Origin of the sequence: Streptomyces sp. NBC_00872 (genome assembly GCF_045161915.1) — a bacterium.
Classification (GTDB): domain Bacteria; phylum Actinomycetota; class Actinomycetes; order Streptomycetales; family Streptomycetaceae; genus Streptomyces.
The window spans coordinates 6,991,171-7,017,866 of the sequence record NZ_CP108806.1; the positions used below are offsets into that span (position 1 = coordinate 6,991,171).

At 69.9% G+C, this 26,696-nt stretch carries 23 protein-coding genes; 13 read left to right on the forward strand and 10 right to left on the reverse strand.

Features of this window, described 5'->3' with window-relative positions:
• Nucleotides 1–7: 7 nt before the first annotated feature.
• The gene (locus OG214_RS29885) at nucleotides 8–3,112 is read right to left on the reverse strand and encodes an NACHT domain-containing protein (protein ID WP_405986484.1); all 3,105 of its coding nucleotides are present in this window, start codon (nucleotides 3,110–3,112) and stop codon (nucleotides 8–10) included.
• A 132-nt stretch (nucleotides 3,113–3,244) separates the two neighbouring features.
• Between OG214_RS29885 and OG214_RS29890 the strand changes: the two genes are divergently transcribed.
• The gene (locus OG214_RS29890; RefSeq protein WP_405986485.1) at nucleotides 3,245–4,180 is read left to right on the forward strand and encodes a sterol desaturase family protein; all 936 of its coding nucleotides are present in this window, start codon (nucleotides 3,245–3,247) and stop codon (nucleotides 4,178–4,180) included.
• 16 nt (nucleotides 4,181–4,196) lie between these two features.
• Here the strand turns inward: OG214_RS29890 and OG214_RS29895 are convergent, their stop codons facing one another.
• Nucleotides 4,197–5,762, reverse strand: coding sequence for a S8 family serine peptidase (locus tag OG214_RS29895; RefSeq protein WP_363083416.1), 1,566 nt, complete (start codon nucleotides 5,760–5,762; stop codon nucleotides 4,197–4,199).
• Between the two features lie 246 nt (nucleotides 5,763–6,008).
• Between OG214_RS29895 and OG214_RS29900 the strand changes: the two genes are divergently transcribed.
• The 3 genes from OG214_RS29900 to moaA all read left to right on the forward strand — a co-directional run bounded on the left by OG214_RS29900 (nucleotide 6,009) and on the right by moaA (nucleotide 9,280).
• Nucleotides 6,009–6,404, forward strand: coding sequence for a DUF485 domain-containing protein (locus tag OG214_RS29900; protein WP_363083417.1), 396 nt, complete (start codon nucleotides 6,009–6,011; stop codon nucleotides 6,402–6,404).
• Nucleotides 6,401–8,053 (forward strand): cation acetate symporter, encoded by a 1,653-nt coding sequence (locus tag OG214_RS29905; protein ID WP_382865534.1) that lies wholly within the window; start codon nucleotides 6,401–6,403, stop codon nucleotides 8,051–8,053. Before OG214_RS29900 ends, OG214_RS29905 begins: the two co-directional genes overlap by 4 nt.
• Nucleotides 8,054–8,290: 237 nt before the next feature.
• The gene (gene moaA / locus OG214_RS29910; RefSeq protein ID WP_405986486.1) at nucleotides 8,291–9,280 is read left to right on the forward strand and encodes a GTP 3',8-cyclase MoaA; all 990 of its coding nucleotides are present in this window, start codon (nucleotides 8,291–8,293) and stop codon (nucleotides 9,278–9,280) included.
• A gap of 43 nt (nucleotides 9,281–9,323) precedes the next feature.
• On the opposite strand, the gene OG214_RS29915 is transcribed toward moaA, so the two are convergent.
• Together OG214_RS29915 and OG214_RS29920 are read right to left on the reverse strand one after the other, a co-directional pair.
• Nucleotides 9,324–9,569: a hypothetical protein gene (locus tag OG214_RS29915; protein WP_363083419.1), complete on the reverse strand. Its 246-nt coding sequence runs from the start codon at nucleotides 9,567–9,569 to the stop codon at nucleotides 9,324–9,326.
• Between the two features lie 208 nt (nucleotides 9,570–9,777).
• A complete protein-coding gene (locus OG214_RS29920; protein ID WP_405986487.1) occupies nucleotides 9,778–10,137 on the reverse strand; it encodes a DUF3099 domain-containing protein in 360 nt (119 codons plus the stop codon).
• A gap of 218 nt (nucleotides 10,138–10,355) precedes the next feature.
• On the opposite strand from OG214_RS29920, the gene OG214_RS29925 reads away from it, so the two are divergent.
• Nucleotides 10,356–10,646, forward strand: coding sequence for a GlsB/YeaQ/YmgE family stress response membrane protein (locus OG214_RS29925; protein WP_405986488.1), 291 nt, complete (start codon nucleotides 10,356–10,358; stop codon nucleotides 10,644–10,646).
• A gap of 234 nt (nucleotides 10,647–10,880) precedes the next feature.
• On the opposite strand, the gene tyrS is transcribed toward OG214_RS29925, so the two are convergent.
• The 3 genes from tyrS to OG214_RS29940 form a co-directional block, all read right to left on the reverse strand.
• Complete coding sequence (gene tyrS, locus OG214_RS29930) at nucleotides 10,881–12,149, reverse strand: tyrosine--tRNA ligase (protein WP_405986489.1); 1,269 nt, start codon at nucleotides 12,147–12,149, stop codon at nucleotides 10,881–10,883.
• Nucleotides 12,150–12,233: 84 nt separating this feature from the next.
• A complete protein-coding gene (locus OG214_RS29935) occupies nucleotides 12,234–13,640 on the reverse strand; it encodes a metallopeptidase TldD-related protein (protein WP_405986490.1) in 1,407 nt (468 codons plus the stop codon).
• Entirely contained in the window at nucleotides 13,637–15,160 is a 1,524-nt protein-coding gene (locus tag OG214_RS29940) for a TldD/PmbA family protein (RefSeq protein WP_363084640.1), read from the reverse strand. Before OG214_RS29940 ends, OG214_RS29935 begins: the two co-directional genes overlap by 4 nt.
• Before the next feature lie 214 nt (nucleotides 15,161–15,374).
• On the opposite strand from OG214_RS29940, the gene OG214_RS29945 reads away from it, so the two are divergent.
• The 4 genes from OG214_RS29945 to OG214_RS29960 all read left to right on the forward strand — a co-directional run bounded on the left by OG214_RS29945 (nucleotide 15,375) and on the right by OG214_RS29960 (nucleotide 19,750).
• Nucleotides 15,375–17,420, forward strand: coding sequence for a GTP-binding protein (locus tag OG214_RS29945; protein ID WP_405986491.1), 2,046 nt, complete (start codon nucleotides 15,375–15,377; stop codon nucleotides 17,418–17,420).
• 168 nt (nucleotides 17,421–17,588) lie between these two features.
• Nucleotides 17,589–18,308 (forward strand): 3-oxoacyl-[acyl-carrier-protein] reductase, encoded by a 720-nt coding sequence (fabG, locus tag OG214_RS29950; protein ID WP_363084638.1) that lies wholly within the window; start codon nucleotides 17,589–17,591, stop codon nucleotides 18,306–18,308.
• 4 nt (nucleotides 18,309–18,312) lie between these two features.
• Complete coding sequence (gene fabI / locus OG214_RS29955; RefSeq protein WP_363084637.1) at nucleotides 18,313–19,086, forward strand: enoyl-ACP reductase FabI; 774 nt, start codon at nucleotides 18,313–18,315, stop codon at nucleotides 19,084–19,086.
• A 271-nt stretch (nucleotides 19,087–19,357) separates the two neighbouring features.
• Complete coding sequence (locus OG214_RS29960; protein ID WP_405986492.1) at nucleotides 19,358–19,750, forward strand: hypothetical protein; 393 nt, start codon at nucleotides 19,358–19,360, stop codon at nucleotides 19,748–19,750.
• Between the two features lie 97 nt (nucleotides 19,751–19,847).
• Here the strand turns inward: OG214_RS29960 and OG214_RS29965 are convergent, their stop codons facing one another.
• Complete coding sequence (locus OG214_RS29965; RefSeq protein ID WP_382865510.1) at nucleotides 19,848–20,522, reverse strand: FadR/GntR family transcriptional regulator; 675 nt, start codon at nucleotides 20,520–20,522, stop codon at nucleotides 19,848–19,850.
• A gap of 83 nt (nucleotides 20,523–20,605) precedes the next feature.
• Between OG214_RS29965 and OG214_RS29970 the strand changes: the two genes are divergently transcribed.
• The 4 genes from OG214_RS29970 (at nucleotide 20,606) to OG214_RS29985 (ending at nucleotide 23,187) form a co-directional block, all read left to right on the forward strand.
• Nucleotides 20,606–22,063 (forward strand): CynX/NimT family MFS transporter, encoded by a 1,458-nt coding sequence (locus tag OG214_RS29970; protein ID WP_405986493.1) that lies wholly within the window; start codon nucleotides 20,606–20,608, stop codon nucleotides 22,061–22,063.
• Nucleotides 22,064–22,067: 4 nt separating this feature from the next.
• The gene (locus tag OG214_RS29975) at nucleotides 22,068–22,184 is read left to right on the forward strand and encodes an SGM_5486 family transporter-associated protein (protein WP_363085849.1); all 117 of its coding nucleotides are present in this window, start codon (nucleotides 22,068–22,070) and stop codon (nucleotides 22,182–22,184) included.
• 183 nt (nucleotides 22,185–22,367) lie between these two features.
• Nucleotides 22,368–22,577, forward strand: coding sequence for a hypothetical protein (locus OG214_RS29980; protein ID WP_363085848.1), 210 nt, complete (start codon nucleotides 22,368–22,370; stop codon nucleotides 22,575–22,577).
• A 91-nt stretch (nucleotides 22,578–22,668) separates the two neighbouring features.
• A complete protein-coding gene (locus tag OG214_RS29985) occupies nucleotides 22,669–23,187 on the forward strand; it encodes a histidine phosphatase family protein (protein ID WP_363085847.1) in 519 nt (172 codons plus the stop codon).
• A gap of 141 nt (nucleotides 23,188–23,328) precedes the next feature.
• Here OG214_RS29985 and serB read toward each other — a convergent pair whose 3' ends face one another.
• A complete protein-coding gene (gene serB / locus OG214_RS29990) occupies nucleotides 23,329–24,546 on the reverse strand; it encodes a phosphoserine phosphatase SerB (protein ID WP_405986494.1) in 1,218 nt (405 codons plus the stop codon).
• Between the two features lie 76 nt (nucleotides 24,547–24,622).
• Nucleotides 24,623–26,452 carry a streptophobe family protein gene (locus tag OG214_RS29995; RefSeq protein WP_405986495.1) on the reverse strand — a complete coding sequence of 610 codons (1,830 nt, stop codon included), beginning with the start codon at nucleotides 26,450–26,452 and terminating at the stop codon, nucleotides 24,623–24,625.
• Nucleotides 26,453–26,696: the final 244 nt, after the last annotated feature.

Sequence of the window (26,696 nt, forward strand, 5' to 3'; positions counted from 1 at the left end):
ACAGGACCTATTCCGCCCGGACGATCCGGCCGGGCGGGAAGAGGTCTTCCCCGGTGACCGGGGTGTCGTTCCCGATGAGGTTGACGGTGAGCCCTTCCAGATCGGCGAGCGTGCTCAGGTCGAGTGGAATTCCCGACTGAGCGCATGAGTCCAGGGAGATGGCGGTGAGGGCGGGTAAATCGCGAACCGGGCCGAGCCCGAGCGGCAATTCGCACTGCCGTAAGTAAAGCTGCCGGAGTCCGGTGAGATGGCTGATATCCGCCAGGTCGAGTGGACTCTGGTGCAGCAGGCTCAGTGTGGTCAGTCCGCTCAACGAGGGAATCCGGGCGAGCTGACGGATCTGTGCGGCGCCGGACAGAGCGAGGCTCTTGAGCTTCGGCCATCGCTCGATACCGTCCAGATTCAGATAACTGGCCTGCCGGTAGAGGTAGAGGTCGGTGAGCTGCGGGCCCATGGGCAGTTCCCCCACGCTCTCCATGAGCAAGGGGTAGGAGAACAGGACGCGCTGGAGTTCGGGCATCTCGCCCAGCGGCTCCAGCGAGATGTCGTGGTGCACGTCGTACAGATGCAGTTCCGTGAGCCCGCATGTCACCAGGGCGGTCAGGTCCCGTACCGCGGAACAGCGGTCGAGAGACAACTCCGAAAATCGCGGAAGGGACGCGAGGACGGAGAGATCGGTGAGCACGTCGTTGTCGCGGAGATAGAGCCAGTCCGGGGCCTTGAGCGCGAGCAGGGGCGTGAGGTCACTGTGATCGCCGTGCACATGCACATTGCGAGCCATGGGGACATGGCGCAGAGCCTGAAGCTGTTCCGAGGTCCGCACATACAGAAAGGAATCCCCTCCCCATTGATGGGCGGACAGCACGGATTCGGCATACGACTGACTGTTGAACGACACCCATGCGCTGGACACCTCGGAAACGACCGACGAGCGTGAATCCTCCCGGAACCGGGAGACCACCTCGAACGCCCCGTCCCCCTCGATCAGCGCCGCCGTCCGTACCACCGCCGCCGCCGTGCGCTCGTCCAGACCCTCCGGACCCGGCAGCAGTTCAAGCACCAGCTCCCCGGCCTTCGCCAAGGCCTCCGCGTCCGCCATCCCGCGCGGCGGGACCAGTTCCGCCGCCCTGGACTCCACCTCTCCCCGTACCGCCGGCTCCAGCTCCGGCGCGTGTTCCAGGCAGGCCGCCGCCAGCAGCACCAGTCGGTGGCTCAGCCTCGGTGCCCGATCCGCGCGGCGCAGCAACTGCCGCAGCAGCCGGCCCCGTTCATCCACCCGCGCGTGGCCCACCGCCATGCGCACCACGTCGTCCCACTGGTCGTCATGCGCGTTCCTGACGAGCACTCCGAAGTCCCGGCTCTCGACCGCCGCCTTCGCGCCCAGATAGTCCTGGAAGGTCCGGTGGACGAAGTTGACCGCGCCCGGGACCGGTTCGCGCAGCAGGCCGCTGCGGATCAGCAGATGGGTGAAGACCTCCTCCGGTCCGCCCGCCACCTGAGGCATCGCGGCGAGCCACTCCCCGAGCATCTCCACGACGTCCCCGCGCGTCGCCTCCGCCTGCCCGTTGCGGATCAGCCAGTACGCCAGCCGTTGCAGCAGTGCCGTCTGCTCGTCCCGGGTCAGGGTCACGCCCTCGACGCCCAGGATCTCCCGTTCCGTGTCCCGCCGTACGAGCAGCATCTCCAGGGCCGCGTCGTACAACTCCTTCCTGGCCCGGGGAAGTTGCATTCGGCGGTCCCGGTTCAGGGCGCACAGCAGCGCGCACATCAGCGGGTTCGTCGCCAGCCGCCCCAGGTCCCGGCGGGTCATCACCGCCTGGAGCAGGGACTTCTCGTACGTGTCGAGCTGGTCCCGTTCGGTGTCGGAGACGCACTCCGCGCGGGCCGCGCCGTGCCAGTGGCCCACGAACGCCTTGATGTCCTCACGGTCCATCGGCAGCAGCGAGTGCGCCTCGAAGCCCTGACCCGACAGCCAGTCCTCCGGTACCGCCGACGGCCGGGTCGTCACCACATAACGCGCTCGGGGGAACGCCGCGACGAGGGACTTCAGCCAGGTCTCGGTACGGGCCCGCAGCCGGGTCGGCACCTCGTCCACGCCATCGACCAGGACCAGCGCGCGGCCCTCCGTGAGCAGGTCCTCCGCCCAGCCGGACGCCGCCGACAGCGGCACCCCCGCCGCCCGCAGGAAGTCCTCCGGCATCGGCAGCGAATCCCAGGTCGTGAAGGCCCGCAGCCGCAGTACGAAGGGCACGCAGCGGTTCCAGTCGGCGAGTTCGGGACGGAAGCTGCGCCGGGCCGCGTTCAGCGCCAGCCACTGCACCAGCGTGCTCTTGCCCGACCCGGCCGGGCCGCGCAGCAGTAATCGGTCCGTGGTCGTCAGCGCCTGCTCGGCGGTGACCGTCGTGGGGCCCGTGTGCGGCAGCCCCGGGTCCCCGAGACCCCCGGGACCTCTGCGCTCCCCGCTCACCGACAGGCTGATGTACGCCGTGTCCAGCGGCCAGTCCCGCCTCGACCGTCCCAGCGTCAGTCCGAACAGCTCCAGCCGCCCATGGGTACGGGCGACATACTCGCCGTACCGCTGCTCGAACGCCAGCGCCGCCGCGTCCCGTCGCGGTCCCACCCGCTCCCGTACGTCCTCGACCAGCTCCCGCGTCCGGCCCGCCTCCCGCCGCTGCTCGACCGCCGCCCGCGCGGCGAACGACGGATGTGCGGTGAGCTGTTCCACCACATGCGCGCAGCACAGACCGAGCAGCTCCTCGTACAGGTCCTCGGCGGGACCGGGATGCGGTGTGCGTAACTCTCCCGCCAGCCGCGCCGGGTCCAGGTCCAGGGCGAACAGCCGCTCGGGCGTCAGCCCACCCGCCGCCGCGAAGGAGGACCGTACGGCCTCGACGGCCGCCAGCCGTTCGTTCTCCGGCAGCCGCGCGTAAGCGTGTGACTGCTTCAGCCTCCCCGCCAGCACCTTCGCCAGCCGGTCCGGTGAGGCCGGTTTCGGCAGGGGGCGTACGGGAGAGGCCACGAGGCCCGCGCCCGGTTTCGGCAGGAGTACGGACTTGGCGACCGCGCCCATGACCGTACCCGCGAGACGCGCCACCACGACTTCCAGGCTCACTGCGGCCGTTCCTCCCCGATGAACACGACGCACACGACGACGAAGCGGGCTGACAGGATCCCACGGCACGGCTCGCATACTTGTCGGTAACAACATCTGGCGCCGCCCCGCGCCCGCCTCTACCGTGCTCGCATGCCGTCGAACCTGCCCGATGCCGTGCTGTGGTCGATACCCGCCTTCGTACTGCTCACCGTGGTCGAGATGGTGAGTTACCGGTTCCATCCCGACGAGGACGCCGCGGGGTACGCGGCCAAGGACGCCGTCACCAGCGTCACCATGGGGCTCGGCAGTCTGGTCTTCGATCTGCTCTGGAAGCTGCCGATCGTCGCGGTCTACACCGCCGTGCACGCCCTGACCCCGCTCCGGGTGCCCGTCCTCTGGTGGACCGTTCCGGTGATGCTGCTCGCGCAGGACTTCTTCTACTACTGGTCCCACCGCGGCCATCACGTCATCCGGATCCTGTGGGCCTGCCATGTGGTCCACCACTCCAGCCGCAGGTTCAATCTGACCACGGCGCTGCGTCAGCCCTGGACCTCGCTCACGGTCTGGCCGTTCTATCTGCCGCTCATCGCGTGCGGTGTGCATCCGGCGGCGCTCGCGTTCTGTTCGTCCGCGAATCTCGTCTACCAGTTCTGGGTGCACACCGAGCGGATCGACAAGCTGCCGCGGCCGTTCGAGTACGTGCTGAACACGCCCTCCCACCACCGGGTGCACCACGCGTCCCAAGGCGGCTATCTGGACCGGAACTTCGGCGGGATCCTGATCGTCTGGGACCGGTTGTTCGGGTCGTTCGTGCCCGAGACCGAGCGGCCCGTCTACGGGCTCACCAAGAACATCGACACCTACAACCCGCTCCGGGTCGCCACCCATGAGTACGCGGCCCTCGCTCGCGATCTGCGGGCCGCGCGCGGCTGGCGTGACCGGGCGGGCCATGTGCTGCGCGGGCCCGGCTGGCAGCCCGTACAGGAGGCCGTGCCGGCCGGGTCCGCCGTGTCCGCCGCGCCCGCGGCCCGCACGGCGGAGCGTACAACGGACGCGGGCCGCCCCGAAGGACGGCCCGCGCACTGATTCCGGCTGGTGGTGCCTACCTGCGCACCGCGTCCAGGGCGTCGGCCAGACCCGCCCCGTAGAAGCCGTTGTAGGCCTTGCCGCCCTCACAGACGGCGTCGACGACGCCGTCGCCGTTGATGTCGTACGCCGTCGGGCAGGCCACGTCGTCGGCCTGCGCCGTCAGGAGCGCCTTGATCGCGTTCGCCGAGGCGTGCGGATGCGTGGACTTCAGCAGCGCCGCGACACCCGCGACATGCGGGGAGGCCATCGACGTACCGGCCATGTAACCCCAGTTGCCGCCCGGCAGCGGGCCGAGGATCAGACCGCTGGTGGCCGGCGGGGCCGGCGTCTGGTAGACGGTGGAGTCGCCGCCCGGGGCCGCGATGTCGATGATGCCGAGACCGTGGTTGGAGAACGAGGACTTCAGGCCCTTGGCGCCGGTGGAGGCGACGGTGACGACGCCCGGCAGCTGGGTCGGGATGTCCAGGCACACCGAGGGGTCGATGACCCGGTCGACGGGGGTGCCGTCGTCCGGGCTGGTCGGGTCGAGGATCTCGTCGGACGAGAGGTCGTAGTTCTCGTTGCCCGCCGCGGCCACATTGACCGTGCCCTTGCTCTCGGCGTACCGCGTGGCGCGGGTGATCGCCTCGACCAGGGCCTTCTGGTCCGGGTCGGTCTTGCAGTTGAAGTACCACGGGTCGGTGTAGTAGCTGTTGTTCGTCACATCGACACCGTGCTCGGCGGCCCAGATGAAGCCGCAGACGACGGCCTCGGTGTAGAAGAGGCCGGCCGGGGTGGAGACCTTGATACCGGACACCTTCACACCCGGCGCGACACCGGTGATGCCCACGCCGTTCTTGGCTCCGGCTATCTCACCCGCGACATGCGTGCCGTGCGGGCTCTCCCCGGCGTTCGGACGCCAGGCGCCGTCCGTCGTGTCGGGCTTGCCCGTCACACAGTTGACCGACGCCGCGCGGTCGAAGTTGGGCGCGATGTCCGGGTGCGTGTCATCGACACCGGTGTCGATGACGGCGACAGTGACGTTCCTGCTGCCGAGGGTCTTCTCATGCGCCTTGTCCGCCTTGATGGCGGGCAGGTCCCACTGCAACGGCTCCAGCGGGTCCTGGGGGAGGGCGGTGCCGCCGCCCTTCGACGCGTTCGCCTTCTTCGCCGCACCGGTCGCGACGGCGACCTCCTCGGCGGTGAGCGCACGCGGCGTACCGACGTCCGTCGTGGACTGCGCGGGCAGCGGCGCGGTGCGGGTGGCACCGGCCGACTCGACGCCCCTGACCTTGCGTACGGCCGTGGCGAAGCCGGGGTTCTGCGAGGTGACGACGATGACACCTATCTGGTCATAGCTGGTGACCACAGTGCCGCCGGCCCGGTCGATCGCCTTCTTGACCGACTTGACGGTGGAGTGTCCACCGCGGGTGTTGACGACGTACGACAGCTTCGGGCCGTCCGTGGCGACCGCGTCGGTGCCGCCGCCTGCCGGTGCGGCCGTAGCCGTCGCGGCGGGCAGGAAACCGAGCGTGACGGTGAGCGCCAGACCTACGGGCAGCGCGAGTGCGCGCTGCCGTCTGGATCCCAGATGAGCCATGGGTTCTCCACATCATCCGTGAGACCGCCCCCGCGCAGGCTGCGCGTGAACGGGTACATGACGAGCGAAGTTATCGCTGATCATCGCTGCTCTTCAATCACTTCTTGAATCATTTCCGGAAGAAAAAGACCGGTGTTGAACCGCTTCGCCATGCCTCCCGTGCCGTTGTCAGGGGGACGAGCACCATCCCGTCCCTGAGAGGTCCCCATGGCCAACCACACCGCACCCGCGTCACGAGGAGATTCCGTGGCTACCGATGCACCGCCGCCCGAGGGCGGTACGGACACCAGCCCAGCCCCGTCCACACCGGACCGGCCCACGACCGTCCAGCCCACGACGGCCCAGTTCGTCGAGGTGCAGGAGAGCGCGGAATTCGGCGAACTGCGCCGTACCTACCGCTCCTTCGCCTTCCCGCTGACCGTCGCCTTCATCGCCTGGTACCTGCTGTACGTCCTGCTGTCCAACTACGCGGGCGGCTTCATGGGCACCAAGGTCTTCGGCAACATCAATGTCGCACTCGTCCTCGGTCTGGCGCAGTTCGCCACCACGTTCCTCATCGCCTGGTACTACGCGCGGCACGCCGCCCGCAAGCTCGACCCGAAGGCGGATGTCATCAAGTCCCGTATGGAGGCGGACGCGTGAGCCACTCGATCCAGCTCGTCGGCCAGTCGGCGCCGCTCCAGCTCGCCGCCGCCTCGGACGCCAGCGAGCACCGGCCGCTGATCATCACACTCTTCGGACTCTTCGTCGTCGCGACCCTGGTCATCACCGTCTGGGCCGGCCGGCAGACCAAGAACGCGTCCGACTTCTACGCGGGCGGACGCCAGTTCTCCGGCTTCCAGAACGGACTCGCCGTCTCCGGCGACTACATGTCCGCCGCGTCCTTCCTCGGGATCGCCGGCGCCATCGCCCTCTTCGGCTACGACGGCTTCCTCTACTCCATCGGCTTCCTGGTCGCCTGGCTGGTGGCACTGCTGCTCGTCGCCGAACCGCTGCGCAACTCCGGCCGGTACACCATGGGTGACGTCCTCGCGTACCGGATGCGCCAGCGCCCGGTCCGTACCGCGGCGGGCACCTCCACCATCGTCGTCTCGATCTTCTACCTCCTCGCGCAGATGGCCGGCGCGGGTGTGCTGGTCTCGCTGCTGCTCGGCATCACCAGTGACGCCGGGAAGATCGCCATCGTCGCGCTGGTCGGTCTGCTGATGATCGTGTACGTCACCATCGGCGGTATGAAGGGCACCACCTGGGTGCAGATGGTCAAGGCCGTGCTCCTCATCGCGGGCACCCTGCTCATCACCTTCCTCATCCTGCTGAAGTTCAACTTCAACCTCTCGGACCTGCTGGGCACGGCGGCGAGCAACAGCGGCAAGGGGACGTCCTTCCTGGAGCCCGGTCTCAAGTACGGGGCCACCGCGACCTCGAAGCTGGACTTCATCTCGCTCGGCATCGCGCTGGTGCTCGGTACGGCGGGACTGCCGCACATCCTGATCCGCTTCTACACCGTGCCCACCGCCAAGGCCGCCCGCAAGTCGGTGATCTGGGCCATCGGCATCATCGGCGCGTTCTATCTGATGACGATCGTGCTCGGCTTCGGCGCCGCCGCGCTGCTCAAGCCCGATGACATCATCGCCTCCAACAAGGCGGGCAACACGGCGGCTCCGCTGGCCGCCCTGGAAATCGGCGGCGGTGCCGGTTCCACCGGAGGAGCGATTCTGCTCGCCGTGATCTCGGCGGTCGCCTTCGCCACGATCCTCGCGGTGGTCGCGGGACTGACGCTCGCGTCCTCGTCGTCCTTCGCGCACGACATCTACGCCAATGTCATCCGCAAGGGCCAGGCGACCGAGAAGGAGGAGGTCCGCGCGGCCCGCTGGGCGACCGTCGCCATCGGCGTCGTCTCCATCGGGCTCGGGGCGCTCGCCCGCGATCTGAACGTGGCCGGTCTGGTCGCGCTCGCCTTCGCCGTCGCCGCCTCGGCCAATCTGCCGACCATCCTCTACAGCCTGTTCTGGAAGCGGTTCACCACCCAGGGCGCCCTGTGGTCGATCTACGGCGGTCTGGCCTCCTCGGTGCTGCTGGTGCTGTTCTCCCCGGTCGTCTCGGGGAAGCCCACCTCGATGTTCCCCGACGTCGACTTCCATTTCTTCCCGCTGGAGAACCCGGGTCTGATCTCCATCCCGCTGGGCTTCCTGCTCGGCTGGCTGGGCACCGTGCTGTCCAAGGAGCAGCCGGACAAGGGCAAGTACGCCGAGCTGGAGGTCAAGTCCCTGACCGGCACCGGAGCCCACTGAGCCGTACGGGAAGACTCATCGGAAAAAGCCGTACGGGCAGCACCCTTCCGGGTACGGACCCCCTTCCGTGCCCCTTCCGTGCCCCTTCCGTGCCCCTTCCGGGCGCCTTCCGTGGCCGCGTCGTGGAGACCCGCGACGCGGCCACGCCGCTCCCCGCCCTAAATGTCCCTCTGGCGTTGTCAGTGGGCTGACGTAGTCTCGACGGTGTCGGATCCGATCACAGGGAGGGGGCCCGGAGTGCTCATAGACACTTATGGCCGTCTGGCCACTGACCTGCGCGTCTCACTCACGGACCGGTGCAATCTGCGGTGCACCTACTGCATGCCGGAGGAAGGGCTCCAGTGGCTCGGCAAGTCCGAGCTGCTCAGCGACGACGAAATCGTCCGTCTGGTCCATATCGCCGTCACCCGCCTGGGTATCACCGAGGTCCGCTTCACCGGCGGCGAGCCGCTGATCAGACCCGGTCTCGTCGGGATCGTCGAGCGGTGTGCCGCGCTGGAGCCACGCCCCAGGATGTCGGTGACCACCAATGGCCTCGGGCTCCGGCGCACCGCCGCCGCGCTCAGGGCCGCCGGCCTCGACCGGGTCAATGTCTCACTCGACACCCTGCGGCCCGCCGTCTTCCAGGCCCTCACCCGGCGTGACCGGCACGCGGATGTGATCAGCGGGCTGCGCGCCGCCCATGAGGCCGGGCTCACCCCCGTCAAGATCAACGCCGTGCTGATGCCGGGCCTCAATGGCGACGAGGCGCCCGAGCTGCTCGCCTGGGCCATCGAGCAGGGCTATGAGCTGCGCTTCATCGAGCAGATGCCGCTCGACGCCCAGCACGGCTGGAAGCGCGACGGCATGATCACGGCCGGTGAGATCCTGGAGTCGCTGCGTACCCGCTTCGTGCTCATCCCCGAGGGCGAGAGCGCCCGGGGCTCGGCGCCCGCCGAGCGCTGGATCGTGGACGGCGGACCGCACCGCGTCGGGGTGATCGCCTCCGTCACGCGCCCGTTCTGCCATGCCTGCGACCGCACCCGGCTGACCGCCGACGGACAGGTGCGCACCTGTCTGTTCGCCCGGGAGGAGACGGATCTGCGGGGCGCGCTGCGCTCCGGTGCGCCCGACGAGGAGATCGCCACGATCTGGAAGCTGGCGATGTGGGGCAAGAAGGCCGGTTCCGGGCTGGACGATCCCTCGTTCCTCCAGCCGGACCGCCCGATGTCCGCGATCGGAGGCTGATGCCGGAGGTCGGGTGACCGATGTCCGCGATCGGTGGCTGGTGTCAGTGATCGGTGGCGGACCGGCGCTCCCATTCGGCCAGTTCGACCACGTCCTTGAGAAAGCCGCGCATACCGAGGAACGAGGAGAGATGCTCACGGTGCTCGTCGCACGCCAGCCAGGTCTTGCGCCGCTCCGGCGTATGCAGCTTGGGGTTGTTCCAGGCGAGGACCCAGACGGCGGGTTTACGGCAGCCCTTCGCGGAGCAGATCGGCGCGGCCTCGGAATGGGAATTGTCGGGGAAGTTCACCCGGCCACCCTAGGACAAGCCCCGGACCCCATCCGATAACCCGAAATGGCGACGCCGAGCAGCCACGGGGGGAGCTGCCCGGCGTCGGTCCGTCGCTCCGACGGGGGATGCGGAGCGCGTACAAAGTATGTCACGGGCAATGGGGTGCCGTGCACCGGAACTTCACGATTGATCTGAGCTTTCCTTGAGCTTCGCGGACCGCCGGAGATCAGTTCTCCCGCGTTTCGCGGCCCTTCGTCTCGGCTCCGGATTCCGCCACAACAGGTCCCGGGGGCGGCGCGATCATCGGAGCCACGGGCGCCGTCACAAAGGTCGTGGGCAGCGAAGGAGCGTTCTCCCGGCCCGCGTTGGCGATCACCACGGCGACATACGGCAGCAGTGTGCCGACGACAAGGGTCACGATCGCCACCGGCCGTTCCACATTCCACAAGGCCACGGTGGCGACCACCGCGAGGGTCCGTACGGACATCGAGATCACATAGCGGCGCTGCCGGCCGCGCACATCGTCGGCGAGTCCCTGCCGGGCCCCCGTGATCCGGAAGACCTCGGTGCCGCTCCGCTTCCGCATCACGTTCCATCACCCGATTCTGTGCCGGATTCCCCCGGGCCCATCGCAAACCACGGTACGCCCGGACTCCTGCCGCCACGAGAGCGGGTCACCCTCCATCCTGACCGATCGTTCTCATCGCGCCACGTACGGAGCCGTCCGACATGCGCCGTATGAGCGACCGGCACAGACTGGCCGCACATGCGCGGAGCGCGAGCGCACCACTCCGGGAGGCGACGATGAGCTGGTTGTGGGCGATCATTGTGGGGCTGGTGCTGGGCCTTGTCGCCAGGGCGGTCCTCCCGGGCAAACAGCACATCCCCCTCTGGCTGACCGTCCTGTGCGGCATCCTCGGCGGCATGCTGGGCAACGGGGCCGCGGGCTGGCTGGGCGTCGCCCACACCAGGGGCATCGACTGGACGCGCCATGTGCTCCAGCTCATCGGCGCGATTCTGGTGGTCTTCGTGGTCGACCTGCTCTGGAACAGGATCCGGGGGAGACGGGCCAGCGGTGCCAGACAGCGCATGTGAGACGTGTCAGCTATGAGGTGTGTGCAGCTATGAGACGTGTGCAGCTATGAGACGTGTGCAGCCGTGAGACGTGTCCGGCTGTGAGGCGCGTGAAGTGTGCAGAGCGTGTGAAGTGTGTGGACGGGCGGCCCGGGGGCACACGATGTCTCGCGCGCCCCGCGGACCACCACGGTCTGCAAGGACCGCCCCCGGCTCCGAGGACCACCCGGACCGCAAGGATCAGCCTGACAACGGTCAGCCGGCCGTGACCTCGACCGCCGCCAGATTCTTCTTGCCCCGGCGCAGCACCAGCCAGCGGCCGTGCAGCAGCTCCTCGCGGCCCGGTACGGAGTCCGCGTCGGTGACCTTGGCGTTGTTCACATAGGCCCCGCCCTCCTTGACCGTGCGCCGCGCCGCCGACTTGCTCGGCGCGAGACCGGTCTCGGCGAGGAGATCCACCACCGGGCCCAGCTCGGTGACCTCGGCGCGCGGCACCTCGGAGAGCGCCGCGCTCAGCGTCGCCTCGTCCAGCTCCGCCAGCTCCCCCTGCCCGAACAGCGCCCGGGAGGCCGCGACGACCGCCGCGCACTGCTCCGCGCCATGGACGAGCGTCGTCAGCTCCTCCGCCAGCGCCCGCTGGGCCGCACGGGCCTGCGGACGCTCCTCGGTGCTCCGCTCCAGCTCCTCCAGCTCCTCGCGGCCGCGGAAGCTGAGGATGCGGCTGTACGCGGAGATGTCGCGGTCGTCCACGTTCAGCCAGAACTGGTAGAAGGCGTACGGCGTGGTCATCTCCGGGTCGAGCCAGACGGCCCCGCCCTCCGTCTTGCCGAACTTGGTCCCGTCCGCCTTGGTCATCAGCGGGGTGGCCAGCGCGTGCACGGTGGTCCCCGGCTCCAGCCGGTGGATCAGATCGAGACCGGCGGTGAGATTGCCCCACTGGTCGCTGCCGCCCTGCTGGAGGACACAGCCGTACCGCCGGTACAGCTCCAGGAAGTCCATGCTCTGGAGCAACTGGTAGCTGAACTCGGTGTAGCTGATGCCCTCGTCCGACTCCAGCCTGCGGGCGATGGACTCCTTGGTGAGCATCTTGTTCACCCGGAAGTGCTTGCCGACGTCCCGCAGGAACTCGATCGCGGACAGACCCGCGGTCCAGTCCAGATTGTTGACCACGGTCGCGGCGTTCGGGCCCTCGAAGGAGAGGAACGGCTCGATCTGGGCCCGCAGCCGCCGCACCCAGCCCGCGACCGTCTCCGGGTCGTTCAGCGTCCGCTCGGCGGTCGGCCTGGGGTCACCGATCTGGCCGGTGGCGCCGCCCACCAGGGCCAGCGGCCGGTGTCCGGCCAGCTGGAGCCGGCGTACGGTCAGCACCTGTACGAGATGTCCCACGTGCAGACTGGGCGCGGTGGGATCGAAGCCGCAATAGAACGTCACGGGACCGTCCGCGAGAGCCTTGCGCAAAGCGTTCTCGTCCGTGGACAGGGCGAACAGCCCGCGCCACTTCAGCTCGTCGACGATATCCGTCACGGTCGTGTCTCTCCTCGGATGGTCACATGGGTGAGCACCAGTCTATGGGCGTCGTGCGGGGCCCGAGCGCGCGATCCGCTCCGGCTACACACCCCGGCTGACCGAGCTCATATTGAAGTCGGGGATACGCAGCGGGGGCATCGCCGCCCGGGTGAACCAGTCGCCCCACTCACGCGGCAGCGTCTTCTCCGTACGCCCGGCCTCGGTGGCGCGGGAGAGCAGATCGACGGGCGACTCGTTGAACCGGAAGTTGTTCACCTCACCGACGACCTCGCCGTTCTCGACCAGATACACCCCGTCCCTGGTCAGCCCGGTGAGCAGCAGGGTCGCCGGATCGACCTCCCGGATGTACCAGAGGCAGGTCAGCAGCAGCCCGCGCGCGGTGGCCGAGACCATCTCCTCCAGCGACCGGTCGCCGCCGCCCTCCAGCATCAGATTCCCGGTGCCCGACGCGACCGGGAGCCCGGTCAGCGCGGCGGTGTGCCGGGTGGTGATCAGCCGGGAGAGCTCGCCCTCCCGTACCCAGTCCGTGGCCGGCAGCGGCAGACCGTTGTCGAACACGGAGGCGTCGTCGCCCGAGGAGTGCGCGATCACGAACGGCGCGGACTCCAGACCCGGCTCGTTCGGATCGGTACGGAGCGTGAGCGGCAGCTCCGAGAGCTTCTCGCCGAGGCGGGTGCCGCCGCCGGGGCGGGAGAAGACCGTACGGCCCTCCGTGGCGTCGCGGGCGGTCGAGGACCAGAGCTGGTAGATCAGCAGATCGGCCACGGCGGTCGACGGCAGCAGCGTCTCGTACCGCCCGGCGGGCAGATCGATCCGGCGTTCCGCCCAGGCCAGCCGCTGGGCCAGCTCGGTGTCGAGGAGCGCCGGGTCCACGTCCTTGAAGTCGCGGGTGGCCCGGCCCGCCCAGGCCGAGCGGGTGCGGTCGGGGGACTTGGCGTTGAGCTCCAGCGTGCCGTTGGGCTGGTCGTGGCGGAGCCGTACGCCCGTCGACGTACCGAGATAGGTCGAGGTCAGCTCGTGGTTGGCGAAACCGTACAGCTCACGGCCGCCGGCGCGGGCACGGGCGAAGGACTCGCCGAGCGCCGGCGCGAAGTCCGCGAAGACGGCGGAGGTCGTCTCTGCGGGCGCGTCCGTGAAGTCCCCGGACGGCGGACCAGCCTGCTCCGGGCCGACCAGCGGCTGGGCGTCCTCGGCGGGACCGGCCCCGCGCGCGGCGGCCTCGGCGGCCCGTACCAGCGGCTCCAGTTCATCGGCGGTGACGGCGGCGCGCGAGACCACACCGGACGCGGTGCCCCGCGCGCCGTCGACGGTGGCGATGACGGTCAGGGTCCTGCCCCGGGTGACACCGTTGGTCGTCAGCGCGTTGCCGGCCCAGCGCAGATTGGCGGAGGACTGTTCGTCGGCGATGACCACACAGCCGTCGGCGGTGGAGAGTTCGAGAGCGCGCTCGACGATTTCGTGCGGCTTGCTGATACGGCTGGTGCTCATCGTCCGGCCTCCTGAGTCGTGTTGAGGATGTTGACGCCGCGGAAGAGGGCGGAGGGGCAGCCGTGGGAGACCGCCGCCACCTGGCCCGGCTGGGCCTTGCCGCAGTTGAAGGCGCCGCCCAGGACATAGGTCTGCGGTCCGCCGACCGCCTCCATCGAGCCCCAGAAGTCCGTCGTCGTCGCCTGGTAGGCGACATCGCGGAGCTGACCGGTCAGTTCGCCGTTCTCGATACGGAAGAACCGCTGCCCGGTGAACTGGAAGTTGTAGCGCTGCATATCGATCGACCACGACCGGTCGCCGACCACATAGATCCCGCGCTCCACCCCGCCGATCAGGTCCTCCGTGCTCAGCCCGCCGGGATCCGGCCGCAGCGACACATTCGCCATACGCTGTACGGGCACATGCCCCGGTGAGTCCGCGTAGGCGCAGCCGTTGGAGCGGCCCAGACCGGTGAGCTTCGCGATCCTGCGGTCGAGCTGGTAGCCGACGAGCGTGCCGTCCTTGACCAGGTCCCACGACTGCGCCTCGACGCCCTCGTCGTCGTAGCCGATGGTCGCCAGACCGTGCTCGGCGGTCCTGTCGCCCGTCACATTCATCACCGAGGAGCCGTACGCCAACTTCCCGAGCTGGTCGAACGTCGCGAACGAGGTCCCGGCGTACGCCGCCTCGTACCCCAGCGCCCGGTCCAGCTCCGTGGCGTGGCCGATCGACTCGTGGATGGTCAGCCAGAGATTGGACGGATCGACGACCAGGTCGTACGTGCCCGCCTCGACGCTCGGCGCCCGCATCTTCTCGGCGAGCAGCACGGGGATACGCTCCAACTCCGCGTCCCAGTCCCAGCCGGTCCCGGTCAGATACTCCCAGCCCCGCCCGGCCGGCGGCGCGATCGTGCGCATCGAGTCGAACTCACCGCTGCCGGCGTCGACCGCGGTGGCGGTGAGCTGCGGATGCAGTCTGACCCGCTGCTGGGTGGTGACCGTACCGGCGGTGTCCGCGTAGAACTTGTTCTCGTGGACGGTGAGCAGCGACGCGTCCACATGCGCGACGCCCTCCGCGCGCAGCAGCCGCGCGCTCCACTCCGCGAGCAGCCCGCTCTTCTCCTCGTCGGGCACGTCGAACGGATCGATCTCGTACGACGACACCCAGGTCTTCTCCGAGTGCACCGGCTCCTCGGCGAGCTCGACACGCTCGTCCGAACCGGCCGCCGCGATCACCTTCGCGGAGAGCCTCGCCATCGCCACGGCCTGCCCCGCCACCCGCGCCGCCGCGTCCATGGACAGATCGACGCCGGACGCGAAACCCCAGGCACCCCCGTGCACGACCCGGACCGCGTACCCGAGATCCGTGGTGTCCGACGACCCGGCGGGCTTGCCGTCCCGCAGCCGCCACGACGCGCCGCGCACCCGCTCGAACCGGAAGTCCGCGTGCTCGGCGCCGAGCGCCCGCGCCCGTGCGAGCGCGGCGTCGGCGAGCGCCCGCAGCGGCAGTGCCAGGAACGACTGATCTACCTCATGGGGCACGTCGGCCTCCCCTTCTCACAGCTGTGTGTCATGTGTCCGCAGTGAATCATGCGGGCGCGGGGCGCCGCCGTGTGCCGGACAAATCGGTTGCGACCGGCGGGGAGCTCTGCTGTACTCGCCCGCGACATCGGATCGATCAAGGAGTTCGTCGTGCGAGGAACGTCTGTGTCCAGCCAGCGGGAAATTGCCGTCCACACAGAGGACCTGACACTTCGTGCGAACGCTGAACCTTGGAATCCTGGCGCATGTCGACGCCGGTAAGACGAGCCTGACCGAGCGGCTGCTCCACACCGCCGGGGTCATCGACGAGATCGGCAGCGTCGATGACGGGAGTACCAGGACCGATTCCCTCGCGCTGGAACGGCAGCGCGGGATCACGATCAAGTCGGCCGTCGTGTCGTTCGTGATCGACGACATCACCGTCAATCTGATCGATACACCGGGACACCCCGATTTCATCGCCGAGGTGGAGCGTTCCCTGGGCGTGCTCGACGGCGCGGTCCTGGTGATCTCCGCCGTCGAAGGGGTGCAGGCGCAGACCCGTGTACTGATGCGGACGCTGCGGCGGCTCCGTATTCCCACGATTGTTTTCGTGAACAAGATCGACCGCCGTGGCGCGCACGGCGAACGCGTGCTCCGGAGCGTGGCCGAGCGGCTGAGCCCGGCGGTCGTTCCGATGGGAGCGGCGTACGGTCTCGGCACGCGCGGCGCCGGTTTCGCCCCGTACGACGGGACGGAGACCGCCTTCGTCAGCGGGCTCGCGGAGACGCTCGCGGATCATGACGACGCCCTCATGGCCGCGTATCTGGACGACGCGGCGGTTCTTCCCTACGGCCTGCTCCACCGTGAGCTCGCCGCGCAGACCCGGCGGGCGGCGGTCCATCCGGTGTACTTCGGCTCGGCCATCACGGGCGCGGGCGTGGACGCGCTGATCACTGGGGTCAAGGAGCTGCTGCCCGCCTCCGAGCGCGACGCCGAGGGCGCCGTCCTCGGCACGGTCTTCAAGATCGACCGTGGTCCGGCGGGGGAGAAGGTCGCGTACGTCCGGATGCTCTCGGGGACCGTACGGACCCGGGACCGGCTGACGTTCGGCCGGGACGGCGCGGGGAAGGTCACCGCGATCAGCGTGTTCGACCAGGGGTCGGCCGTCCCCCGCGAGTCGGTCGAGGCCGGGCGGATCGCCGTCCTCCGGGGGCTCGGCGGTGTCCGGATCGGCGACACCGTCGGCGGCACCGGCGTCACCGGCGTCACCGCGCGTACGGGTGTTTCCCCGGACGGGGCCGAGCACTCGCGCGTCTCCCCGGAGCACTTCGCCCCGCCGACGCTGGAGACGGTCGTCGTCCCCTGCCGCCCGGCGGACCGGGGCGCGCTGCACGCGGCACTCGCCCAACTCGTCGAACAGGATCCGCTGATCGATCTCCGGCAGGACGAACTCCGCCAGGAGATCTCCGTATCGCTCTACGGAGAGGTGCAGAAAGAGGTCATCCAGGCGACATTGGCGAATGACTTCGGCGTCGAGGTCACCTTCCGGGAGACGACCACCATCTGTGTGGAACGGCTGACCGGATCCGGCGCGGCCTTCGAGATCATGGGAAAGGACCACAATCCCTTTCTCGCCACGGTCGGGCTGCGCGTCGATCCGGCGCCGGTCGATTCGGGCGTGGAATTCCGGCTGGAGGTCGAACTCGGTTCCATGCCCTTCGCGTTCATGAAAGCGGTCGAGGAAACGGTGAAGGAGAGCCTGTTCCAGGGCATTCACGGATGGCGGATTCCCGACTGTACGGTCACCCTCACCCACTCCGGCTACGCGGCGCGGCAGAGCCATTCCCACGGTGTCTTCGACAAGAGCATGTCGAGCACCGCGGGGGATTTCCGCAATCTCACGCCATTGGTCCTGATGAGCGCGCTCCAGCAGGCCGGCACCGCGGTGCACGAGCCGATGCACCGCTTCCGCCTCGAACTCCCGGCGGATGTGTACGGAGCGCTCCTGCCCGTTCTCGCCCGGCTGCGCGCCGTACCCCGGACACCGTCCACGCGGGGTGACGCATACGTTCTGGAGGGTGAGATCCCGGCGGCCCAGGTACATGAACTGGAACAGCGGCTGCCGACCCTGACCCGGGGCGAGGGCGTACTGGAATCCGCCTTCGACCGCTACCGCCCGGTCACCGGCGCCATCCCGTCCCGGCCCCGCACGGATCACGATCCACTCCACCGAAAGGAGTACCTGCTGCGTGTCGTGCGAAGGATCGCCGGGGGTTAGTCCGGCCCGTTCCCGGCCGCCCGGCGCGGGTGTTCCGGCGGCCCTGCGGGTGTTTCTGTAGGAATCCAACAGGGTCTGTACCGAGGCGCTGTCAGGGGTCGATTCTCCGCGGACGAGACGCTACCGATAGGTTTTCGGTGTACCAGACCGCTACGAAAGGCTGATCCGTTGAGCCGCTCGGTTCTCGTCACCGGAGGAAACCGGGGCATCGGCCTCGCCATCGCCCGGGTCTTCGCCGAAAACGGCGACAAGGTCGCCATCACCTACCGCTCCGGCGAGCCGCCGGCGGCCCTGCTGGAGCTGGGCTGCCTGGCGGTCCGCTGCGACATCACCGACACCGAGCAGGTGGAGCAGGCCTACAAGGAGATCGAGGAGAAGCACGGTCCCGTGGAGGTGCTGGTGGCCAACGCCGGTGTCACCAAGGACCAGTTGCTGATGCGGATGTCCGAGGACGACTTCACCTCCGTCCTCGACACCAACCTCACCGGCACCTTCCGTGTCGTCAAGCGCGCCAACCGCGCGATGCTGCGGGCCAAGAAGGGCCGGGTCGTCCTGATCTCCTCGGTCGTCGGGCTGCTCGGCTCGGCGGGACAGGCGAACTACGCCGCGTCCAAGGCCGGTCTCGTCGGCTTCGCGCGCTCCCTCGCCCGTGAACTGGGCTCGCGGAACATCACCTTCAATGTCGTCGCACCGGGCTTCGTCGACACCGACATGACCAAGGTGCTCACGGACGAGCAGCGCGCGGGCATCGTCGCGCAGGTACCGCTCGGCCGCTACGCGCAGCCGGAGGAGATCGCCGCCGCGGTGCGGTTCCTCGCCTCCGACGACGCCTCGTACATCACTGGAGCCGTCATTCCCGTTGACGGCGGATTGGGCATGGGTCACTGATCACATGAGTGGAATCCTCGCCGGCAAGCGCATTCTGGTGACAGGTGTCCTCACCGAGGGCTCCATCGCCTTCCACGCCGCCAAGGTGGCGCAGGAGGAGGGCGCCGATGTCATCCTCACCGGCTTCGGCCGGCTCACCCTCGTCGAGCGCATCGCCAAGCGGCTGCCCAAGCCCGCCCCGGTCATCGAGATGGATGTCACCGACCAGGAGCACCTGGACCGGCTCGCCGGCCGGATCCGGGAGATCCAGGGCGACGCCGGTGCCGGACTCGACGGTGTCGTGCACTCGATCGCCTTCGGCCCGCAGGGCGCGTTCAACTTCCTGGAGGGAAGCTGGGACGACGTCTCGACCGCCGTGCACGTCTCCGCGTACTCGCTGAAGTCGCTCACGACGGCCTGTCTGCCGCTGATGGAGCGCGGCGGCTCGGTGGTCGGTCTCACCTTCGACGCGCAGGTCGCCTGGCCCAAGTACGACTGGATGGGTGTCGCCAAGGCGGCGCTGGAGTCCACCAACCGCTATCTCGCACGTGACCTGGGCGCGCGGAACATCCGCTGCAACCTGGTCTCGGCCGGTCCGATCAAGTCCATGGCCGCCAAGTCCATCCCCGGCTTCGAGGAGCTGGCGGACGTGTGGAACCACCGCGCGCCGATCGGCTGGGACCTGTCCGACCCGGACCCGGCCGGCCGGGGTGTCGTCGGTCTGCTGTCCGACTTCTTCCCGAAGACGACCGGCGAGATCGTGCATGTCGACGGTGGCGTGCACATGATGGGCGCCTGACCGCCTGACCACCTCAGCGCCCCGCGTACCCCCGTTCCGGAAGCCGCGCACCGTCCAGTCCGACGGTGCGCGGCTTCCGTGTGTCAGGGCGCCAGGGCCCGGTGATCCGGCGGTGATCCGGTGGAGTGACGGACCGTGTCCCTTCGATTCGAAAAGTGGGGCAAGTGGCCCCACACTGAGCGCATCGGGGCATTCCGGTTGCCGTATCGGCGGCCTCGTGGGCCGCTGCGCGGATCGCCGCGAGGGCCGCCATGGGGGAGGAGGTGTACACATGCGCCCGTCGTATCTCCGTACGGCCGCCACTCTCCTCACGGCCCTGCTGATCGCGACCGCCTTCGCCGTCTCCTCGGAAGTACGGGGCGGACCCGTGCCCGTCGCCGATCTGTCCGCCCCGGCGGGCGGGGGCATGGAGCACGGCCGTCCCGAGCGCTTCGGCGCCACCTGCCGTACGACGGTCGAGGGCTCCCACGCCACCGCCTCCTGTCACAACCCGTATCCGGAGACCGACCGGGTACGGCTGCATGTCGAGTGCGAGCGCTGGTGGGACATCGACGCCGACAGCGCCGCGGTGGAGATCGCCGCGGCCCGGTACGCGGAACTCGCCGAGCGGTGCTGGATGGAGATCCGCCAGGTGTGGATCACCCATGAGCGCGCGGCCTCCTGAGCGCCGCCGGACGCTCCAGGACCGTACGTACGGCGCCCAGGACCCGGGTGCTCGACCCGGCCTGGGCCGGACCCGCCGGTATGCAAACCCGGGGCGCTCAGACCCGTTCGTGCAGACAGTGACGGGTGTAACTGGCGGCCTCGGCGCCCGCCGTCTCCACATCGCCCGCCCGGATCGCGGCCACCAGCCGTGCGTGGTCCATATGGTTCTCCGGGCGCAGCTCCTGCCCCACGTCGTCGCGGAGCGAGTCGCGCAGCAGGTGGTTGAGGTCCGCGTAGAGCGCGGTCAGCACATCGTTGTGCGAGGCCGAGACGACCGCCATGTGCAGGGTGGCGTCGGCCGCGACGAACGCGTCCCGGTCGCCCGCGCTCCAGGCCTCCTCACGGTGGGCGAGCAGCGTGTCCAGCTGCCGCAGATCCCGCTCCGTACGCCGCTCCGCGGCCATCCTCGCGGCCGAGGACTCCAGCGTGGAGCGCACCTCGGCGATATCACGCGGGTCGGCTCCGGCGAAGCGCCGGTGCATCACCCCGGCCAGCTCGCTGGTCGCGACGACATACGTCCCCGAGCCCTGCCGGATGTCCAGGAGCCCGTTGTGGGCGAGCGCGCGGACCGCCTCACGGACGGTGTTACGGGCCACCCCGAGCTGTTCGACCAGCTCGGGCTCGGTGGGGATACGGGAGCCCACCGGCCATTCGCCCGAGGTGATCTGGCTCCGCAGCTCGGTGATCACCTGATCGGAGAGCGCGGAACGCCGGGGAGAGGTCAGCGCCATGATGCTCCAAGTCTTGTGGAACGGCAGAAGAGGGGAGTCGGGCGGCTGGACAGTCAATCATCCCATGATTCTATGATGACCCCATGCCCGACGAACCGCAGCCGCAGATACCCGTGGAGACCCGGACCCTGACCCGGCCGGCCGCGTCCACCGCCGCGTCCGCGCCGGAAGCCGGGTCCGCGCCAGGATCCGTGCCCGTATCCGCGTCCGCGTCCGGCGATTCTCCCGCACCGGGGGCGGCGCTCCGGTACACCCGGCTTCTCGTCATCGGGATCGTCCTCGCCGCCCTCAATCTCCGCCCCGCCATCACCAGCCTCGGCGCGCTGCTCGAAGAGGCACGGGACGGGCTGCACATGAGCGGCAGCGTCGCCGGTGTGCTCACCTCCGTACCGCCCCTCTGCTTCGCGGTCTTCGGCTTCACCGCGCCACGTCTCGCCCGGCGCTACGGCGCCGGTGCCATCGTCTGCGCCGGCATGGTGGCCATCACGGCGGGACTGCTGATCCGTCCGTTCGCGGGCGGTACGCCCGCCTTCCTCGCGGCGAGCGCGTTCGCGCTCATGGGTATCGCCGTCAGCAATGTGCTGATGCCGGTGATCGTCAAGCGGTACTTCCCCGACCGGGTCGGCACGATGACCGGGCTGTACTCGATGGCGCTGGCGTTCGGCACGGCCGTCGCCGCCGCCGCGACCGTCCCCATGACCGAGGCGCTGGGCGGCAGTTGGCGTACGGGGCTCGGTATCTGGGCCGTGCTCGCCGCGGTCGCCGTACTGCCCTGGCTCGGCCTGGTACGCGACCGCGGCGCGGCGCCGCCGTCCGGCCGGAAGCCGTCCGGCCGGAAGCCGTCCGGCCGTGAGCTGTCCGGCCGGGAGCCGTCCGGCGGGGCTCCGGCCGGGAGCCGTCCGACCGGGGCTCCGGCCGCCCACGGACCGGCGACGGGACAGGCCCCCGGCCTCCGGCTCGGGCGCAGCCGTACCGCCTGGGCGCTCGCCTGTTTCTTCGGCCTCCAGGCCACCGGCGCGTACATCACCATGGGCTGGATGCCCCAGGTCTTCCGCGACGCGGGGGTCCCGGCGGGCACGGCCGGGCTCCTGCTCGCCGTGACCATGGTGATGGGGGTGCCCCTGGCCTTTGTGATCCCGGGCTTGGCCGCGCGGATGAGGAACCAGGGCCCGATCGTCGTCGGTCTGGGCGTCTGCGGACTGACCGCCTTCTCGGGCCTGTACTTCGCGCCCGCCGGGGGCGCCTGGCTCTGGGCGGTGCTGCTGGGCATCTCGAACTGCTCGTTCCCGCTCGCCCTCACCATGATCGGTATGCGGTCGAGGTCCGGCGCGGGGGTCGTACGGCTCTCCGCGTTCGCCCAGAGCACCGGCTATCTGATCTCGATCCCGGGCCCGCTGCTGGTGGGCGTGCTGTACCAGCACACGGGCGGCTGGGGGCTGCCGATCGCGCTGATGGCGGGGTTCCTGGTGCCGCAGATGGTGGCGGGGGTGATCGCGGGACAGGACCGGACGATCGAGGACGAGGCGCGGATGCGAGACTGAACGTATGCCAGTCCTTGACCCGAACCCCCAGAACGGGCAGCGGAAGCTGCTCCTCGTCTTCGGCACGATCATCGGCATCCTGGTGCTGATCGGCATCATCGCGTCGATCGCGTCGCCGTAAGGCCGCCCGGGTCGCCGTGACACTGCCTGGGGAGAGCCGCGCCCTCGCGGAAAGGTGGGGCTAGCACCACCGTCCCCTAGGGGGCCAGGGTCAGGGTCTACTGGGTGGGTCACCGGATGTGCCCGGGGGCTCATGATCCGTAGGTTCTGGGGTAACAGAAACCGCAGACCCACGGAGGCGGCCATGCCGGTCCCGACCCACCCACGGTCCCACCCTCGCGCCGCCTCCGACAGCATCGAGATCCGGCTGCCGTGGTGGTCCGTCGCCCTGCCCGCCGTCGCCTTCGCCGCGCTGCTACTGCTGATGACGGGCTCCGGCCAGGCCCGTGCCGCGGCGAGCGACCCCGGGGTCGGCCGCATCCTGGAGCAGATCCATCAGACCCTGGTGGGGTAACGGCGAGCAGTCGCCGGCACCGTTCACCCGTGCCGGGGCAGCCCGTCAACACCCTCTGCCCGCTGGCGCATTTCATGCGAAGCTGGGATGCATGAGCGTCGATACACCTCGCAGGATCGTCCTCCTCCGGCATGCGAAGGCCGACTGGCCGGACGTGCCCGACCACGAGCGGCCGCTCGCCGATCGCGGCCGGTCGGACGCCCCCATCGCCGGCCGCAGGCTCGCCGACAGCGGGCTCGTCGCCGATCTGGCTCTCTGCTCGACGGCCGCCAGGACACGTGAGACCTGGAAGCTGGCGGTGCACGAGCTGCCCGTACGCCCCAGGACCGTCTATGAGGACCGGCTCTACGACGCCACCCTGGGCGATCTCTTCGCCCTGGTCAACGAGACCTCCGACGATGTGCGCGATCTGCTGCTGGTCGGTCACAACCCCGGTATGCACGCGCTCGCCGACGCCCTCTCCGGCGAGGCGGACGGCGACACCATCGCCAGGATGACCCGCACGGGATTCCCGACCGCCTCGCTCGCCGTGATCGCTTTCGACGGAAGCTGGAAGTCGGTGGAGCACGGAGTGGGCAGGCTCGTCGACTTCTGGACCCCGCGCGACTGATCCGTCCCGGCATGCGCGACTGATCCGTCCCGGACATGACTGATCCGCCCAGGACACGGGGAGGTCCGCCCAGGACACGGGAGGGCCCCGGCGCGGAGTCCGCGCCGGGGCCCTCCCGCGTATGCCGGTGTCCGTCCCCTGTCAGTGCCCGTCCCCGCCGTCCGCGGTCTCCACCTCTTCACGGGTGATGCCGAGCAGATACAGCACGGTGTCCAGGAACGGTACGTTCACCGCCGTGTGGGCCGCCTTACGGACCACGGGCTTGGCGTTGAAGGCGACCCCCAGCCCCGCCGCGTTCAGCATGTCGAGATCGTTGGCACCGTCGCCGATCGCGACGGTCTGTGCCAGCGGGACCCCCGCCTCGTCCGCGAATCTGCGCAGCAGCCGGGCCTTGCCCGCGCGGTCCACGATCTCGCCCACCACGCGTCCGGTGAGCTTGCCGTTCACGATCTCCAGGGTGTTGGCGGCGGCGAAGTCCAGCCCGAGCTGCTCCTGAAGGGCATCGGTGACCTGGGTGAATCCGCCCGAGACCACCCCCACTTGATAGCCCAGCCGCTTGAGCGTACGGATCAGGGTGCGCGCGCCGGGGGTGAGCCGTATCTCGGCCCGCACCTTCTCCACGACCGACTCGTCGAGCCCGGCGAGCAGCGCCACCCGCGCGTGCAGGGACTGCTCGAAGTCCAGCTCCCCGCGCATGGCCCTGGAGGTCACCTCGGCGACCTCGGCCTCACAGCCCGCGTGGGCCGCGAAGAGTTCGATGACCTCGTCCTGGATCAGGGTCGAGTCCACGTCCATGACCACCAGCCGCTGGGCCCGGCGGTGCAGTCCGGCCGAGACGACCGCGACATCCACCCCGATCTCCGCGCCCTCGGTGGCCAGCGCGGTGCGCAGCGGCTCGGTCTCCACCCCCGACACCGCGAACTCCACGGCGGTGACGGGGTATTTCGCCAGCCGGAAGATCCGGTCGATATTGCCGCCGGTGGCGGTGATACAGGCCGCTATGGCCGCCGTCGACTCGGCGGTCAGCGGGTTGCCGAGCACGGTGACATGAGAACGGCCGCTGCCGCGCGGCCGGTTGTCGCCGATGCCGGAGATGATCTCCGCCTGGAGTTTGAGCGATTCCGTCCAGGTGTGCACGGTCGCCCGCAGCGCGCCCTCGGCGCCGGAGGCCGGGGCGGTGATCAGCGCGCAGAGGACGATACGGCCACGGGTGACGACCTGCTCGATGTCGATCACGTCGACGGAGTAGGCGGCGAGGGTGTCGAAGAGCCCGGCGGTGATCCCGGGACGGTCCTTCCCGAAGATCTTGACGAGAAGAGTGGGGACGTCGGCGGTCCGAGGGGGCTGCGATGCGCTCATGGTGGTTCCACCGTATCGGGCGAGTCAGGAGCTGTGGCCGGCCGTCCCGCGTACCGGACAGCGGTTCCAGTCTCGGTCAGCGGCCGTCCCGCTGCGACCCCGGGGGAGGCGGTCCGCTCCCGCCCTCGGGAAGGCGCAGATAGGGGTTGGTACCGGGGTCGGCGGGCCGGTAGGGCACGGACGGGGTGTACGGTCCTGCCGCCTGTCCCGGGTCAGGACCGGTACGTTTCCCGGGGCCTGCCGCGGGTGCCTCCTCGGGCATCGGCGGAAACCCCGGCTCGGGCAGCGGCAGGACTTCCGTCCCGGGCGCCCGTCGGTGCTCCGGCTCCGCCGCTCCCGTACCCCGTCCCTTCTTCCGTACCGCGTACGCGAGCAGTGCCCCCGCACCGCCCGCACCCGCGCCCCAGACCGCGCCGAGCAGCAGGGCCGTACCGGCTCTGCCGCGCAGTTCGAGGCCCGCGTCGAACGCGGGGATCCCGAACACGGACAGCGACATGTCGGCCGAGACATCCGTGAGCCACACCAGGGCCGGGAGAGTGAGCGCGGTGACGATGCCGAGCGTCAGGGCACACCGCCCGGCGAGGGCGGCCACGCCCCGGTGGGCCGCGCTCCGGTGGGTGGGACTCCGGTAGGCCGGGTTCTGGTGGGCCGCGCTCCGATGGGCCGCGCCCCGGTGGGCGGGGCTCCGGTGGGCGGCACTCCCGTGGGCCGGGCTCCGGTAGGCCGGGTTCTGGTGGGCCGCGCTCTCGTCGGCCCGGATCGTACGGACCGCCGTCAGCACCCCCGCGTACAGCATCATCACGGCGACGGCCGCCACCAGCAGCCAGATCCGTCCGTCCAGCTCCGCGAGCCCGCCGACCGTCAGCGGCTCACCGCCCGACGGCCGCAGCAGCCTGTCCAGCGGGTCGGGGAGCAGGGCGGCCAAGGGGCCCGACGCGCTGCCGTCCCAGGGCACGAACAGCCCGAGCGGAACACCGAGCCAGACACCGTTCGGCGCGCCGAGCAGGGCCGCGCCCGCGATACGCCGGGGATGGGCGTCGCCGATCGCCGCGAACCCGGCCGCCGCGAGTCCCGCGACCACCGCCATCAGCACCACGGTGACCAGGGCGGAGGCCGCCGGCCGTACGATCCGGTGCGCCCGCTCCCAGCCGCGCGGCAGCGGCGTACGGCCGGAGACGAGCAGGGCCACGGCCAGGACGCCGAGCACCCACAGCAGGGCGCCGGCCAGCGACTCGGCGGTGTCCACCCGGAATCCCACCGTCGCCCGGACGTTCACCAGATCACCGAGCCGGTCGGGCAACAGCCCCCCGATGCCCGGGATGTCGCCCAGATCACCGAGATCGCCGAGGTCGCCCAGTCCCGGTACTTCGCCGAGTCCCGGCACCTCGATCCCGGAGCCGTCACCGCCCGCTCCGGAGCCGCCCCCGCCCGGCATCCGGTCGAGCCCCAGCCCGCTCCCGTCGATCGTGACGACATCACGCCCGGCCCACGCGAGCCCGCCGACCAGACCGACGAAGAGCGCCGCCACCGTCCCCGCACGCAGGGCGAGTTCGGCGACGGAGACATACGCGCCCGCGCGCCGCAGCGACCGCAGAAAGAGGAACGCGAGGATCAGCGCCCCCGTGAGTCCCACGCCCAGTGGCGTGAAGTCGACAGCGGTCCGCACCTCCGCACCGTCCATGCCGAGGGCGGACACATCGCCGGAAGGCGTGACCGATCCCCCCGCCCCCAGCACCACCACCGCCGCGGTCATCGGCCCCAACGAGCCCGCCGTGTCGGCGTCCAGCAGCCGCAGACCGAGCGCCGCCACCGCCGCCATCCCGACCAGCGCCCAGCTCACGGCGGCGATCGAGCCCAGCAGCACATCGACCGGACCGCTACGGCCGCCGTCGTCCCGCGCGTTCATCAGGACCCCCCGATCCCCGACGGGTGTGTCCGCCTTGTGATCGTTCCTCGTATTCGCGCATGATCCGTAGGCACTCATACGCGCTTACCACTCTCCGGGTGCCTTTCTCCCCCGTCAACGGTCCCTCCACGCACGCTGTTACGTGCTTGTACCAGGCGTTGGTACGGCCCGGCTTTCCCGCGGCCGAGCGAGCCTGAAATAGTTCCTCACGATGTTCGCCATCCCTAGACTCCCTGCGAACGGG